Origin of the sequence: Virgibacillus necropolis, from assembly GCF_002224365.1 — a bacterium.
Lineage (GTDB): Bacteria > Bacillota > Bacilli > Bacillales > Amphibacillaceae > Virgibacillus_F > Virgibacillus_F necropolis.
The window spans coordinates 909,709-925,937 of the sequence record NZ_CP022437.1; the positions used below are offsets into that span (position 1 = coordinate 909,709).

Consider the following 16,229-nt stretch of genomic DNA (forward strand, 5'->3'; position numbering starts at 1 on the left):
CTAGGGGAGGTTTGCTATGAAATACGTAATTGGAGTGGATTTAGGCACAAGTGCAGTTAAAATTTTATTGGTCAATCAAAAAGGTGATGTAAAGCAGGAGGTATCAAAAGCCTATCCATTAATTCAGGAAAAAGCGGGATACAGCGAACAGGCCCCGCAAGCTTGGGTAGATCAGACGATTGCAGGACTGTCTGATCTTCTAAAAGAGTTTGATGGAGATTCAGCGGACATAGAAGGAATTAGTTTTTCCGGGCAAATGCACGGACTTGTACTGCTTGATGAAAACAATAAAGTTTTGCGTAATGCCATTCTGTGGAATGATACACGTACAACTGTAGAGTGTCAGCAGATTTATGATGTTGTCGGTGAAAAGCGATTGCTGAGCATAACAAAGAATCCAGCATTAGAAGGATTTACATTACCAAAATTATTATGGGTTAAAGAGCACGAGCCAGATGTGTTTAACAAAGTAACAAAGTTTGTTCTGCCTAAGGATTATTTACGTTATAAACTGACAGGTGCTTTGCATATGGAATATTCGGATGCAGCTGGTACTTTATTACTGAATGTAACGGAGAAAAAATGGAGCAAGGAAATTCTTGATTTATTTGAATTAGCTTATGATTTTTGTCCACCATTAGTAGAATCACACGAAGAAGTAGGGACACTAACTCATGAAGTTGCTTTGGCTACTGGTTTATTAACTTCAACGCGAGTATTTGCAGGTGGAGCAGATAATGCTTGTGGGGCTATTGGTTCAGGGATTTTAGAAGATGGAAAAACCCTGTGTAGCATCGGAACTTCTGGTGTTGTCCTATCATATGAAGCAAGTGATGATAAAGATTTCCAAGGAAAAGTGCATTATTTTAATCATGGTGCACCTAACGCATTTTATACGATGGGTGTTACTCTTGCAGCTGGATACAGCTTAAGCTGGTTCAAAGATGTTTTTGCGAAAGATGAAGATTTTGATAATCTATTAGCTGAAGTAGAATCTGTCCCGGTTGGTTCCCATGGGCTGTTATTTACGCCGTATATTGTTGGAGAAAGAACGCCACACGTCGATGCGACAATACGGGGAAGTTTTATAGGAATGGACAGTTCCCATCAAAGAAAGGATTTTGTTCGAGCTATTTTGGAAGGGATTACTTTTTCTCTGAATGAATCCATAGAGATTTTCCGTGAGAATGGGAAAAAAATTGATACAGTCATCTCAATTGGTGGAGGAGCAAAAAGTGAAGCTTGGTTGCAAATGCAAGCAGATATTTTCGATGCAAAGATAGTTAAACTTACAAGTGAGCAAGGTCCAGGTATGGGTGCAGCAATGCTCGCTGCAAAAGGTTGCCGATGGTTTCATTCATTACAGGATTGTACAGATGAGTTTCTGAATGAAGATAGGACCTATCGACCTAATAAAGAAAATGTTGAAAAATATAAGGAATTGTTTAACCTTTATAAAAATATCTATCCATCAACTGCTTTATTAAATAAACAGTTAATGGAATATCGAAATTAACAATTTTTAGAGGTATTAAATTGATATAAGAAAGCGTTTACTTCGAAATAAGGATATAATCTTTTGGGATTTTAAAGAGATAACAAGTATGGAGGTATTAACATGTTCAACAAATTCATAGACCGGCGGAAAACAAATTCTGCAAAATGGGAAGAAGCTATGAATGACACAAAGTCGGATGATACTATCGCATTATCAGTAGCAGAGATGGATTTTCGTTCTTCACCTGAAGTTGTAAATAAGATGGTAACTGCTGCTAATCACGGTATCTATGGTTATACCAATGTATCTGAAAGTTATTATAAAGTGGTACAAGAATGGATGAAGAAAAGCTATGATTGGGAGATATCAGAAGAATGGATTGTATTTTGCCCTCGTATTATCCAAGCAATTTCATTAATCATCCAGAACAATACGGATAAGAGGGACAAAATTGTAATACAAACTCCTTTATATAGTCCATTAAAAAATGCTATCGAAATAAATGATAGGACAGTTGTGGCTAATCCATTATTATACACAAATGGCAGATATGAAATGAATTTTAAGGATTTGGAAAATAAATTTTCTTCAGGTGTAAAAGCAATTATTCTATGTTCTCCACATAATCCAGTAGGTAGAGTTTGGAATAAGGATGAGTTATTGAAACTAGTTGAGTTATGTATTCAATATAATGTGTTGCTAATCTCAGACGAAGTACATGCAGATTTTACATTTTATAAATCTCATATCCCAGTAGGCAAAGTACCAGCTGCTAAAAATAATGTGATTATTTGCACCTCTCCAGCCAAGACTTTTAATTTACCTGGATTGGAAGTTTCAAACATTATTATTCCAAATCAAATGTTACGTGAGAAGTTCAAATATAATTTAAAACAAGCGGGTATTTTTAATCCAACATATTTTGCGATTCCTGCCTTAGAACAGGCCTATTTATATGGTGAAGAATGGTTGTTAGCGGTGAAGAAATATGTATTGGAAAATTATAATTTTGTTAAAAGTTATATACATGTTAATCTCCCAAACCTTCGGGTAGTGCAATCGGAAGGTACTTATTTAATGTGGGTCGATTGTAGTGAACTTAAATTAAATGAAAGCGATTTAAAAAAATGGTTTTTTAAAGATGCAAGAGTTGCAGTTTCAATGGGGTACTCTTTTGGAAGTAATGGAAAAGGATTCATTCGTTTAAATATAGCGACACCAAGAAAAAAATTAGAAGAAGCTCTGGATAGAATATTATCGTCTTATCCATTGAAATAATTTATGGGGAGGTTTACGAAAATGAAAAAAGAACCGAATTTATTTTTAGCTTTTGTTCCCGTTATTAGTATGATTGTTTTGCTTAGTTTAGGCTATGGTTTTTTTGACCTACCTCCTGAGCCTATAATTATTGTCTCTACTATAATAGCGGGAATTATAGCACTTTATCTTGGTTATAGTTTTGAAGATATTATGGGATCGGTTTCAGAAAAAATAGGTAAAACTATGCCTGCAATTTTGATTTTAATTACTGTAGGTTTCATGATAGGTGCTTGGATGATTGGTGGAACAATTCCAATGCTAATCTATTATGGATTGAAAATCATCAATCCCGAATATTTATTTTTGATAGCATTTTTAGTTACGGCTATAGTAGCAATTTTTACTGGTACTTCTTGGGGAGCAGCAGGAAGTATTGGAGTAGCATTTATGGGAGTTGCAATCGGGATGGACACAAATTTAGCAGCGGTGGCTGGTGCTGTAGTTTCAGGTGCATATTTCGGTGATAAATTATCTCCATTATCTGATACTACTAATCTGGCTGCTCTTTCAACAGGAGTTGATTTATACGATCATATTAAACATATGCTTTATACTACTTTACCATCGTTTTTTATTGCGGGTATAGTTTATTTGATAGCAGGATTTATCATCACGGGTAGTGAAGGTACAATTCCCGATAAGGTGTTTACAATCATGGATACGTTGGATCAAATTTTCAGTTGGAATTTGTTATACCTTTTACCATTAGTTATTGTTTTATATGGTGCTATTCGTAGAAAACCAACTATTCCTGTTATGTTGCTCGCTTCATTTATAGCAATGGCAAATGGAATGGTTTTTGAAAACTTTAGCTTAAACCAAGTAGTTATGGCTACGTTAAATGGTTTTGATATATCTATGATCAATAAAGCAAGCTTCGATGCATCATCAGTTATTAAAGATATACCAACATTGTTAAATCGCGGAGGCATGATTTCCATGATGAATACACTGTTAATTGCAATATGTGCAATTGCATTCGCAGGAACGATGATGGTTTCAAACTCTTTGAATGTTATTATTCAAAGCCTTCTAAAAGTAGTAAAGGGTACTGGAAGCCTTATCGTTACTACAATCGTTACATGTTTAACGACAATTGGTGTAACAAGTAATGGTCAAATTTCAATTTTAATACCTGGGGAAGCTTTAAAAGATGCTTATGTTAAAAGGGGATTACACCCTAAAAATTTATCAAGGACAATCGAAGACTCAGTAACTATTATTGAACCAATATTACCTTGGACTGCCGCAGGAGCTTATATGGCTGGAACATTAGGGGTACCAACTTTATCTTATTTACCATGGGCTATTTTGTGCTATACAGGAATATTATTTGCAACAATATGGGGATTCACTGGATTTGGTATAACAAAGTTGGAAAATAATGATAGTGAAAAACAGCAAAATCTAACTAAAAGAATGATAAAATAATTAGACTAACTTTAACTACACGTGCCTGTACCCGAAACAATTCAGAATAGTTTTGGGGGACAGGCATTCGAAAAGGGTGAATTGGTAGAAATATATGATGCATATGGCGTGCCGGTTATCGAGCATGTAGCAGAATCATAGAGAAGTACATATAAAGGTGAGAAAAGAGGCGCATTCGGCAAATTTGGCGTCTTTTTTTAATGGAAATAAAGCTATTACCACATCAGGTGCCGGTGCCCTTATCTAACGCGATAAGGAAGCATTGAAAAAGTCTAGATTCCTCGCAACACAAGCTCGTGATGCTGTTGTATCAACATAGTAAAGTTTGTTATAACTACGATTGTTGCTGATATTGGCTGTGCACAAAGGAGTGGGAGTGGGCAAACACACGTAAAGGGTATTGGCGTATCTCGTGTAGTTTTATTCTACATAGAGACATTACAAATGAAATTCTCGTAAAATTCGGTTTGAAGAATCTAACCCCCTCATCGAGAAAGAACCATCAAACTATTGATAGAATGAGAATATGTCATAGTCCGTCATCTTTAAAATTATTTGTAACACACCTACCCTGACATTGTTTACTTTTTCAGTTCAATCAATAATTTTATCTGTTTTCCATAAGTAACGCTTATACAACCATTAGTAATCAGAATTTTACATAATGATTGCGCTTACATACAATTGAGATATAAATATTTCTCTTGGAAGTGATAGGGGGGTTAGAAGTATTAGACGAATATGGAAATACTTTTGATTAAAAGACTAGGGGGATACTGATGATTAATACAATGAACAAATTGAAAAACGTTAAATACACAAATTTATTGATTAACAATATGACAGAGGAAGAAATTATAAACTACCAAGAAAAGTTGTTACAAAAGCAACTAAAATATGTTTATCGCAATTCAGAATTTTATCGTCAAAAATTCAATGAAGCTGGTGCATTACCCGAAGACATTAAATCCTTAATGGACTATCATAAATTGCCTATTTTTATGAATAAAGCAATTGAAAGAGAGTCTCAAAAAGAATCACATAAACGTTTTGGTCATCCTTTTGGTATGCACCTTTGTAGTTCTCCTGACGATATTGCCTTTACAGGTACAACTAGTGGAACATCAGGAAGTCCGACGTTTACCTATACTTTTACAAAACAAGATTTAAATTTCTTGAATAATTATATCTCTCACATGTTGGAATACGGCGGCGTTCATTCTGGTGATCGTTTGCTATTCAGTCATGCTCTAGGAATTTACGCAACATCATCGATTTTGTGGGGAATTCGTTCACATGGTGTCTTACCCATCGATGTGGATGTTAGAGGCGGCAGTAAAATGATTCTTCAATATGCCCAAATGACTAAACCAAATGCAGCAATGATGACACCATCACTTGCTTTACACTTAATTGACAAAGCTCGAGAATCTGGAATAAACGTTGGTGACTTTGGTATGCAGTCGATTTTTACAGTTGGAGAAATTGGTATAGGAATCCCTGAAATAAAAAAGAAAATTGAGAACGCTTACGGTTGTCGAGTTTATGACTATTTAGGTGAACTTGGCTTTTCATGCGATTCGGATGATTATTATGGTATTCATTGTGTTGCGCCCGATTTATGTATTTTCCCTAATGATATAGTTGATCCGGAGACAAAAAAACCTATTCAAATTAATGATGGTTCAATTGGTGAGATGATAATTACGGAACTAAATTTACAAGCCTTACCAAGAATACGTTATGCGACTGGGGATATGGTGCAGGTATTTACTAATGAGTGTCCAGGTTGTGGATTTAAAGGAAAAAGAATAAAAGTAATTGGTCGAACTGATGACATGTTAATTATTAAGGGTGTGAATGTCTATCCATCAGCGATTAAAAGATTAATTTCTAATTTTATTCCTAATGTCACTGGAGAAATTCGTATTGTACTTGATACCCCACCACCAAGAGTGACTCCACCATTAAGAGTAAAGATAGAATATGGTGCAAATGTTGATGAAAGCAATTTATCTGATATAGAGCAAAGAATTAAAAAGGTCCTGCACACTGAAGCAAGGGTTACACCTGAAATTATTTGGTGCGCACCTGGTACATTGGAAAAGGCATTAACAAAAACACCTTTGTTCGAAAAAATGTACTAATACTTTATCGTTTAAAAAGTGGAATTTACAAATATAGACGTTTTGTATTTAAAAAGGAGGAAAAACTTTGATTATTGATGGTTCGAATACTTTACCTGAATTTCAATTTGAAAGTTTCTTAGATAATAACACTAAAAATGAAGAATATAGTAAACTATTTGCTCCGCGTTGGGCACAGTTAGCGGGATGGTCAAAAAAAGAGTTCATAAAAAAGTTGGAGGTTGATTCGTTTGAAAGTGTTATGGAAGAAATATTTTCAACACTTAAAATAAGTCTATCTATGGAAAACTTTTTAAAGATGCTTAGAGAATCAAACGTCGCGTACCATGCAATTCATAATATGGATTATGGAAGAGATGGATCAGAATTACCTGTTGATCACGATTATATTGCTGAAATATTAAATAACTATCCTAATCGTTTTATAGGTTTTGCTGGATATAATCCACATAAAGGAACTGAAAGCTTAAAGATAGTCCGTAAAGCTTTAACAGAGCAGGGTTACAAAGCTGTTGTCTTACCGCCTTACGAGCATGGTATTAAAGCTGATGATAGAAGATATTACCCTCTTTACTCATTATGTGATGAATTAGACATTCCTGTATGGATTCATTCATCTATTAATTACTATAGGGAAACATCTGTTTATATTGATCATCCTTCGAATTTGGAAGCACCATTAACAGATTTTAAAAATTTAAAGATTATAGCTGGCCATGGTGGATGGCCTTGGATACCAGACATGATTGCCATGCTACTAAAATATAAAAATTTATATGTGGATACCTCTGCATTTCGTCCTAATTATATAGCTACACCAAATACGGGATGGGACATGTTTATGTATTATGCAAATAATTTACTTCAAGACAAAATTATTTTTGGATCTGATTGGCTAACTCTTGGTATACCGATTAATGATTTTATAAAAGAGGTTGAAGACTGGCCACTAAAAGATTCAGTAAGGGAAAAATTTTATTGGAAAAATGCAAGCCAATTATTCAAGTTGAGTTTATAAAAAAACAAAGTATGAAAGTGTTCCAAAATACAAAGAGTTTGGGGGAATCTTATGAAGAATAAACCTTTGGATGGAATAAAAATACTTGATTTGAGTTGGGTTTTTTCAGCGCCTTTTTCAACTTTATTACTTCAGGATTTGGGTGCGGAGGTCGTTAAAGTAGAAAGGCCTGTGACAGGTGATAGAGCTAGATCTATTCCTCCTTTTAAAGATGGTATGAGTGGTTATTTTTATATGTTAAATAGAGGGAAAAAATCAATATCACTAAATTTAAAAAATGAAGAAGGAAGAAGGATCTTCCTAAAATTAACAAAACACTTTGATGTTATAGTAGAAAACTTTGCAGCAGGTACTATGGATAAGTTGGGTTTAAGCTATGAAGAAATAAAAAAAACCAATTCTAAAATTATTTTTGCATCAATAAATGGATTTGGTAGTAGCGGACCTTATGCAGATCGTCTGTCCATTGACGGTATTGCTCAGGCAATGGGGGGATTGATGAGTCAAACGGGAATGAAAGACGGAACACCTTTAAAAACTGGTCCTGCCATTGCAGATACCGTTGCTGGTGTTTATATGGCAGTTGGTGTACTAAGCGCTTTGTTAGAGCGTAATATAACGGGATTGGGACAAAAGTTAGAGGTTAGTATGATGGATAGTGTATTTTCCCTATTAGAAGATACTGTTATTAGAGCGAGTATGACTGGTAACTCTTTACCAATCCGTGGAAATACTGATCCTTTGGGCGCTCCCTGGGATGCATTTCAAACATCTGATGAAAAACGGGTTATGGTTTGTTCCATGGATGGAGATAAGTTTTATGAAATATACAAACATATAGGAAGAGAAGATATTGCTGAAGAATATAAAGGCAATGATCGTACATCATATGAAAAAAGATCGCGGGATTTAGAGGAATTAAATCTTGTTTTTGCAAAATGGGCAATGACGAAGACGGCTTCTGAACTTACCACTGATTGTATTAATTTAGGTGTACCAGTTGGAGAAATTAAGTATATTAATGAACTACTAGAGGACCCACATCTGAAAGAGAGGAATATGGTGGTTGATGTGAATCACCCTGATTTAGGGGAAATTAAGCTACCTAATATACCAATTCATTTCTTTAATCATGAAATTGGGATCAATCCAAATGAATCTTTGAATGAACCGAACCTTGGAGAACACAACTATAATATTTTGCAAACATTATTAGGAATGGATAAGAAAGAGATAAATAGGTTAATACAAGCTGGTGTATTATACCAATAATTATTCAATTATTTAAAATTGAATAATAAAATGAGGTTACTATTCAATTTAGAAGAAGGTCTATGATCCTTACAGTCTTTATTAAGATGTTAATTTTAATGATAAGGGGACATGAATAATGAATTTAACTGAACGTAAAGTTATGCCAACTAATGAAAATAAACCTGGTAGTTCATTATCAAAGGAATTAAGTAAATGGGATGTTTTATCTATTGGTATTGGTGTAGTAATAGGATGGTCATGGGTGATCTATGCCGGAATATGGTCTACTGTGCCAGGAAGTCTGGGGGGCGTAATGGCCTTTGTCATAGGTGGAATCTTGTGTACGTTAGTTGGGCTTGCATATGCTGAATTAGCTTCTTCTATGCCAAGAGCAGGTGGAGATATTGTTTACACTTTTGAAGGGCTGGGGGATAGATGGGCTTTTATAGCTGGAGCGTTTGTTGGATTAGGTTTTCTATCTTTAATTGTGGTTGAAACTATAATGTTACCTGTAATTCTTAATTCCTTAGGACTCCCATTGCCAAAAATAGGAGAGTTATACGCTGTTGGTGGAGAAAAAATTTATGTATCTTATATACTTGTCTGCGTGCTTTTTAATTTTTTCTTTGCCTATTTAAATTTCAGGGGTGTAAAATTTTCAAAGGCATTTCAAACTATTACAGTAGCTGTATTATTATTCGCGGCAGTGTTTTATGTAGTTTCGGGTGTTAGTTTAGGTGAAATATCAAATGCTCAGCCGCTTTTTACATCCTTAACTGGTTTATCATTAACTCTTTTAATGGTACCTGGATTTATGTCAGGTTTTAATGTTGTTGCACAAACAGCAGAAGAGGCAAATGTTAAACCTAAAACTATAGGTAAGTTAGTAATTGCTACCGTTTGGGCAAGTGTGCTGTTTTATATTTTAATTATTATTGGAACTGCATTTTCAGCTGATGTGGTTACTCGTGAAACAGCTCAAGTTGTAGTACTTGAATCATTAGTAAATATTTTTAATGGCTCACCTTATCCAAAACTGTTTGTTGCTCTTGCTGCATTGATTGGAATGTTGACGTCATGGAATGCTGCTTATTTAGCAGCCAGCAGGGTACTATTTGCGCTTGGAAGAGCAAAGTATATTTCAAAAGGGTTTTCAAAGCTTCATCCAAAAAATAAAACGCCGTATAAATCAATAATGTTAATTTTTATAATAAGTAGTTCTGGAGCACTTTTGGGAACAAGTCAATTAATTTTTACTAGTATTGTAAATATTTTTGGGTTCATGATGATATGTTCATGGGTGTTAGTTGTGGTTTCTTTTATTAACCTTAGGAAGAAAGCGCCTACAATGGATCGACCTTATAAAGTACCATTTGGGAGAACGGTAGGAGTGCTTTCTATTGTATCACTAATTATCTTCTTATTACTGTATACTCCGTTGAACCCTTTGGGCGGTTTAACAGTTCCAGAATTGTTTGTTTTGTCTAGTATGCTAATAGTTATCTTTGTTTTATACTTTAAGAATGTTCACAAGAGTAAAATAGAAAAAGCGGAGCGTAGGAAGTTATTATTTGAAGATTCTTCAGAGGAATAGAATAATGATAAGATCGGTATTTCTTTTCACTAGAGATACCGATTTTTTTTCATGAATACTAATTCTTTACCATGTCTTTGAATTTAGATTTTAGAAGTTTAATAAATGATTTACGTTCAACGGAAGTGGAGTTTTCTTTTAATGTTACAATCCCTAAATGGTTTTTTTCAAATATATGCTCACGTAATGGAATAGGAATTAATTCCTTACTTTTTATATACGGGTTATTGATTAGCTCCATTTTAGTTTCTATTGTAATAGCTAAACCTTTTCGTACAGCATCCATAATCGTCTCGCTATTACTAGATGTAAATAGAACTTCTACATCTCCATAATAATTAGTGAATTTTTTAAAGAACCAGTTCATGTACTCTCCATTAAACATCACGAACGATTGATTTAATAATTGTTGGGGGGTTAAGTAACTGAAAGATGTTAATGGTGATTTTTCATTAACAAACACATACATGTTTTCTTCATATAAGATTTCAAAATGAATGTTTTCTTTTTTTCTCAACGTATTTTCATAAAGTGCCAAGATCCCAATATCTAACTCTTCATCCAAAATTGCATCGATAATTTCAATAGAACCCTTTTCAATTAATGTGATAGTTAATTTTGGAAAGTCACTCCTTAATAGCGAAATGATAGTGGATAAGAAAGGTAGATATAATCCAGAAACTAATCCAATTTTTAGTTCATGGCTATCTGGATTTTTATATTCTTCAGCCTTATCAATAATACATTTTATTTTTTCTAATACTTCTGTGGCTAAAGTAATAATTTGCTTTCCTTCAGTTGTTTGAAATGTTCCTAAGCGTGAACGATAAAAAATTTTTAATCCTAATTCTTCTTCTAATTTAGATATAGATTGACTGAGTGCCGATTGTGAAATATGGAGGTTTTTAGCTGATTCAGAAATAGAATTGTACCTTGAGATAGAAACTATGTATTGTAATTGTTCAATTTGCATATAATTTCCCCCTACGTATAATGTAAATACTTCAGGCTATATCTCTAAAAAAAATCTTAATGGATCAATAGTTAATAAACTCAATGTATAGTTTCTTATTTTTGTTATTTGATTATTTTTAATTATAGTTTATATTTTCTTGTTATTCAATTTTTGATTTCCGTGACTAATTAACCCGTCTTTTCTAATGAAAATAAGTATTTACTAAACTTGGCTGTTTTGCTCGAAGAAATTATCGGAGCTTTAGTTCGTAAAAGATTGTGGCTCCTCCAGTGTGGAATATCAAATTAAAGTATCTTGGAAGCCAATATGAACCATGTCATTTGATTTTTCGTTAAAACTTCTTCCATTGTTAAATATCGAATATCGAGGGAGCGAAAATTGGAATGGGAAGAGGAAGCAGTGGAAAAGTATCCAGCTTTTCAAGCCGAATGTTTGGTAGTTGCTGTAATATAGGTACAATAGAAGAGAGGACCCGCCCAAACTGAAAAGGTGATGCGTGGGTCTTTTGATTCGATTTATATAAATGAAGCAAATCTAATGGTAAGATATAGCATAACAATAAATTTCGATCGGAAAATGAGTAGGTGTAACCATGAATGATAGACAAAAGGAACTATTACATATTTTATTGTTAGATCAGAACGTAGCTTTGCTCGTACAGGATCTTTCTAAGCGACTTCATTGTTCGGAGAAAACAGTGCGTAACGATCTTAAACATATTGAGGAGTTTATAAAGCCATATCCGAGCGCAAGTCTTATTCGTAAACCAGGTCTAGGTGTGTATCTTGAAATAGATTCTGGAGAACGGTCACAGTTATTTCAGTTACTTTTTTCTAAAGGATCTAAATCGGAGGAAGAGCGGATCATTGAAATGACCTATCAGTTATTGGTCAGTGATAAACCAATCAGCTTGCAACGATTCGCAGAGCAATACTATATTCATAAGACGGCTATTAAAAAGGATTTGGAGAAAGTTACGAAATGGCTGGATCGTTTTGATCTAATGCTCGTGTCGAAACAGCGATTGGGGAATACGATTACTGGTACGGAATTGAATAAACGCAGTGCACTAGCACATTTATCACAGCTTGTTGCTCCTGTTCCAGGTAATATGAATTATGTAATTGATTTATTTTTGCCATATGAAATAACAACTGTAAAAAAGGCATTAATGGATTTGCAGCATAACTATTCTGTTGCATTTACTGATGGAGCAATGGAAAGCCTTCTTGTCCATGCGCTTATCATGATTAAACGAACGCGGCAACGATCAACTGTGTCTATACCTGATTCAAAAAAGGAATCGATCTATCAAACAAATGAATATCAGTATACGAAAGACTTTCTAAACCAATTGGAATATGCATTTCGCCTTTCATTTCCTGAGGAAGAGTTAATTTATTTCACCTGGCATTTAATTAGTTGTAAGAAAACAGACGATCAATCCAACCGTTTTTTAGGATTAAATGATAATTTAGCTAGGATTACTACGGAAATTACATCGAAGTTAAAGCAGTTGACAATGATTAACTTTGAGGAAGATTCGGTGTTAATGGACGGGCTGACGGTACATATGGATACTGTCATAAACCGGTTAACATATGGTTTTCCAATTACAAATCCGCTTCTATCCGATATTAAGAAGATGTACCCGTACATGTTTAGCATGGTCGTGCTAACGTTAGAGGATATGAATGAATCCTATCATTTAACTATTCCGGAAGATGAAGCAGCTTATTTAGTTCTACATTTTCAAGCTTCTATCGAAAGGTTACAGAAAAAGAAAGATACGAATAAAAGTGTTCTTATTGTTTGTCACATGGGGATTGGTATGTCCCATTTACTGCGGGCAAAGCTTGAACAGAATTATAAAGGTATTACTATTTTAGACTGTATTGGAAAAACAGAGGTAAGTGAATTTATTAACCATAACAGTGTTGATTTTATTATTTCAACTGTTCCCCTTAAAAACGTTACTGTGTCACATATCGTTATTTCGCCGCTTCTAGAGGCAAAGGATAAAAATAAATTAGAGCAATTCTTTCATCAAGCAGAAAATGAGGCAACGAATTATCAAGGAAATTCCTATCTTTCTAAATTAATCAATCGGGATTTAATTTATCTAAACGTAGATTCGGAACATCGTTTTAAAGTTGTCGAGAAGCTTGCGAATGCGCTTTTTCAGAAAGGGTTTGTAGATAAAGAATTTGTCCATAGTACACTTTTTCGTGAAAAAAGTTCGGCCACTTCGATTGGTGGGGCAATAGCAATACCTCATGGAAGCCCAAGCTTGGTAAAACACTCGGTCGTTGCTGTAGCTGTTTTAGCAGAACCACTTGAATGGGGCGATGAAATGGTTTCGATTGTTTTTATGCTGGCAGTTTCGAATGAAAGGGATAATCCAACAAAGGAGCTTATTCAGCAAATAGCATCGTTCAGTGACCAGCCAATGCTAGTCGAAGCTATAACAGCAGCAAACGATCCATCTGACATTTTAATCCTTCTTGATAAATAATTCATTTTTACCATAGCTCTGGTAAAAATGAAAATTATTGAATGGACATGCTAGGTATATAATAGAAGAAAGCGTTTGCTTATTATATATAATAGCGGGAGGAAACATCATGAAAATATTAGCTGTTACAGCTTGTCCAGTTGGCATAGCTCATACGTATATGGCTGCTGAAAATCTGCAAAAAGCAGGCAAAGAGATGGGCATTGATATAAAAGTTGAAACACAAGGTTCCATTGGAGTGGAAAATGGACTTACGGAACAAGATATAGAAGAAGCAGATGGCATTATTATCGCAAGTGATAAAGAGGTTTCTAAAGAGCGTTTTATTGGTAAAAAATTGCTTGTAACGGGTGTGCAAGATGGAATACGGCGACCGGAAGAATTAATAAACAGAGTAAAAAGTGGAGATGTTCCGGTATATAAAGCTGAATTACAATCAGCTGATGAGATAAAGAAAAAGCGTAAAGAAAAAGAAAATCCAATTTATAAACATTTGATGAATGGTGTGTCCTATATGATTCCATTCATCGTGATCGGTGGATTATTGATCGCGGTTGCGTTAACGCTCGGTGGGGAACAGACACCTGGTGGAATTGTTATCCCTGACGGTTCATTCTGGAAACAAATTGAAAGCATCGGTGCTGCATCATTTAGCTTTATGGTTCCTATTCTGGCCGGGTTTATCGCGGTAAGTATTGCTGATCGCCCGGGGCTTGCACCAGGTATAATCGGAGGATTTATCGCAGCAAATGGAAGTTTTTACGGAAGTGAAGCTGGAGCAGGATTTATTGGTGGGATTATCGCTGGTTTCCTAGCTGGTTATGTAACATTGGCAATCAAAAAGATTAAAGTACCTAAAGCGATGCTGCCAGTAATGCCAATCATATTTATTCCGATAGTTGCTTCATTAATTGTTGGATTGTTGTTTATATTCGTTGTTGGTGCCCCTGTTGCACAAGTTTTCGAATCACTAACAACATGGCTTGAAGGAATGCAAGGAACAAGTTCTATTCTGTTAGCACTTATTTTAGGAGCGATGATCGCAGTTGATATGGGTGGCCCCTTTAATAAAGTAGCCTTTTTATTCGGTGCTGCTATGATTGCAGAAGGAAATTATGAAATAATGGGGCCGATTGCCGTTGCTATCTGTATTCCACCACTTGGAATGGGGCTAGCTACATTCATGAATAAACGAAAATACCGGTCTACTGAAAGAGAGACAGGAAAAGCTACATTTACGATGGGACTGTTTGGAATTACAGAAGGTGCAATTCCATTTGCAGCACAAGATCCGATACGTGTTATTCCAAGTATTATGGTTGGTTCCATGGTTGGATCAGTTATTGCAATGATCGGAAGTGTAGGAAATCGAGTAGCGCACGGTGGACCAATCGTAGCGGTATTAGGTGCAGTCGATAACGTGTTGATGTTCTTTATTGCCGCAATTGTTGGTTCGATTGTTACTGCAGTGATGGTTAATATGTTGAAAAAAAATAGTAATATAGATGATACACAGGAAGCTGAATCAGAGGAGAGTGAGTTAGATTCAGCGGAAGTAGAAGAACAGGTTGTAGCAGAACCAGTAACGATTGAAATTAACAAACTAACGGATATCACGAGCATTGACTTAATCGATACGGATCTAACTGGAAGCAACCAGGGTGAAGTTATTGATGAGCTAATTCGCAAACTGGATACATCTGAACTATTAAGTTCACCACAGGAATTTAAACAGGCAATCCTAGCTCGAGAAAACGAAAGTACTACAGGGCTTGGGATGAATATTGCAATTCCACACGGGAAGTCATCAGCAGTTAAACGCCCAGCAGTTGTATTTGGGATCAAACGTGATGGTGTTGATTGGAAAAGCATGGACGGCACAGATGCGAAACTTATTTTTATGATTGCCGTACCGAAAGAAAGTGCTGGAGATGCACATTTGAAAATTTTACAGATGCTATCACGTAGATTGATGGATGAGAATTTCAGAAATCAATTGTTGAATGTTGCATCTAAGGAAGAAGCTTATGAACTATTGGAAACGATTAATTAAGAAAGGGAGCCATGTGCTCTCTTTTTTTGGTAAGGTCTTAAGATAGGATAAACTAAATCAAAGGATTAATGGGTTTTATCTCTGCTTATCCGAATGGACCAAGTGTTATCACAAATGGCCATAGTGAGCTGAGTGAAGAATTGTTGGTAATTTGACTGCTAGAAAGCTAAGAAGCTAATAGAAGAAAAATATTTTACTGTTTATCATTGGGAATTGCATGGTAAAGTGATCAGAAAATTAGATCGTGACTTTTTGCAGGTTAGTGTTGTAGAAGGTAGTACTACTGTTGTAGTTGATGAAGCATCATTGGATGTTATTAAAGGTATAAATTTTATATTGCCATATACGGTAAAAAAATATCAGATCTTTGGTGTTGCTAATTTTGTAGTGTCACATATTTAGTGTAATAGCGTGGTAAAATAT

The 16,229-nt window shown here is 35.0% G+C and carries 11 protein-coding genes; 10 read left to right on the top strand and 1 reads right to left on the bottom strand.

The window, feature by feature from the left end; all coding sequences use genetic code 11:
- Nucleotides 1-16 precede the first annotated feature (16 nt).
- From xylB to CFK40_RS04340, 7 genes are all read left to right on the top strand, one after another.
- Nucleotides 17-1,516, top strand: coding sequence for a xylulokinase (xylB, locus tag CFK40_RS04310; RefSeq protein ID WP_089530907.1), 1,500 nt, complete (start codon nt 17-19; stop codon nt 1,514-1,516).
- Nucleotides 1,517-1,618: 102 nt separating this feature from the next.
- On the top strand, nt 1,619-2,776 hold the full coding sequence (locus CFK40_RS04315; protein WP_089530909.1) for a MalY/PatB family protein: 1,158 nt from the start codon (nt 1,619-1,621) through the stop codon (nt 2,774-2,776).
- A gap of 21 nt (nt 2,777-2,797) precedes the next feature.
- A complete protein-coding gene (nhaC, locus tag CFK40_RS04320; protein ID WP_227001861.1) occupies nt 2,798-4,249 on the top strand; it encodes a Na+/H+ antiporter NhaC in 1,452 nt (483 codons plus the stop codon).
- A gap of 779 nt (nt 4,250-5,028) precedes the next feature.
- A complete protein-coding gene (locus CFK40_RS04325) occupies nt 5,029-6,396 on the top strand; it encodes a phenylacetate--CoA ligase family protein (protein ID WP_168927217.1) in 1,368 nt (455 codons plus the stop codon).
- Between the two features lie 67 nt (nt 6,397-6,463).
- Nucleotides 6,464-7,414 (top strand): amidohydrolase family protein, encoded by a 951-nt coding sequence (locus CFK40_RS04330; RefSeq protein ID WP_089530912.1) that lies wholly within the window; start codon nt 6,464-6,466, stop codon nt 7,412-7,414.
- Nucleotides 7,415-7,465: 51 nt separating this feature from the next.
- Nucleotides 7,466-8,686, top strand: coding sequence for a CaiB/BaiF CoA transferase family protein (locus CFK40_RS04335; protein ID WP_089530914.1), 1,221 nt, complete (start codon nt 7,466-7,468; stop codon nt 8,684-8,686).
- Nucleotides 8,687-8,804: 118 nt separating this feature from the next.
- Nucleotides 8,805-10,262, top strand: coding sequence for an APC family permease (locus CFK40_RS04340; protein WP_089530915.1), 1,458 nt, complete (start codon nt 8,805-8,807; stop codon nt 10,260-10,262).
- 58 nt (nt 10,263-10,320) lie between these two features.
- Here CFK40_RS04340 and CFK40_RS04345 read toward each other — a convergent pair whose 3' ends face one another.
- Nucleotides 10,321-11,235, bottom strand: coding sequence for a LysR family transcriptional regulator (locus CFK40_RS04345; RefSeq protein WP_089530916.1), 915 nt, complete (start codon nt 11,233-11,235; stop codon nt 10,321-10,323).
- A gap of 595 nt (nt 11,236-11,830) precedes the next feature.
- Between CFK40_RS04345 and CFK40_RS04350 the strand changes: the two genes are divergently transcribed.
- The 3 genes from CFK40_RS04350 to CFK40_RS20900 all read left to right on the top strand — a co-directional run bounded on the left by CFK40_RS04350 (nt 11,831) and on the right by CFK40_RS20900 (nt 16,208).
- On the top strand, nt 11,831-13,753 hold the full coding sequence (locus CFK40_RS04350; protein ID WP_089530918.1) for a BglG family transcription antiterminator: 1,923 nt from the start codon (nt 11,831-11,833) through the stop codon (nt 13,751-13,753).
- 109 nt (nt 13,754-13,862) lie between these two features.
- Complete coding sequence (locus tag CFK40_RS04355; protein WP_089530920.1) at nt 13,863-15,806, top strand: PTS fructose transporter subunit IIABC; 1,944 nt, start codon at nt 13,863-13,865, stop codon at nt 15,804-15,806.
- Between the two features lie 225 nt (nt 15,807-16,031).
- On the top strand, nt 16,032-16,208 hold the full coding sequence (locus CFK40_RS20900; protein ID WP_161493824.1) for a hypothetical protein: 177 nt from the start codon (nt 16,032-16,034) through the stop codon (nt 16,206-16,208).
- Nucleotides 16,209-16,229 lie beyond the last annotated feature (21 nt).

What these genes read in the sequence shown, in the direction of transcription:
- xylB (WP_089530907.1), top strand. Translation starts at nt 17, where the DNA reads ATGAAATACGTAATTGGAGTGGATTTAGGCACAAGTGCAGTTAAAATT.
- CFK40_RS04315 (WP_089530909.1), top strand. Translation starts at nt 1,619, where the DNA reads ATGTTCAACAAATTCATAGACCGGCGGAAAACAAATTCTGCAAAATGG.
- nhaC (WP_227001861.1), top strand. Translation starts at nt 2,798, where the DNA reads ATGAAAAAAGAACCGAATTTATTTTTAGCTTTTGTTCCCGTTATTAGT.
- CFK40_RS04325 (WP_168927217.1), top strand. Translation starts at nt 5,029, where the DNA reads ATGATTAATACAATGAACAAATTGAAAAACGTTAAATACACAAATTTA.
- CFK40_RS04335 (WP_089530914.1), top strand. Translation starts at nt 7,466, where the DNA reads ATGAAGAATAAACCTTTGGATGGAATAAAAATACTTGATTTGAGTTGG.
- CFK40_RS04340 (WP_089530915.1), top strand. Translation starts at nt 8,805, where the DNA reads ATGAATTTAACTGAACGTAAAGTTATGCCAACTAATGAAAATAAACCT.
- CFK40_RS04345 (WP_089530916.1), bottom strand. Translation starts at nt 11,235, where the DNA reads ATGCAAATTGAACAATTACAATACATAGTTTCTATCTCAAGGTACAAT.
- CFK40_RS04350 (WP_089530918.1), top strand. Translation starts at nt 11,831, where the DNA reads ATGAATGATAGACAAAAGGAACTATTACATATTTTATTGTTAGATCAG.
- CFK40_RS04355 (WP_089530920.1), top strand. Translation starts at nt 13,863, where the DNA reads ATGAAAATATTAGCTGTTACAGCTTGTCCAGTTGGCATAGCTCATACG.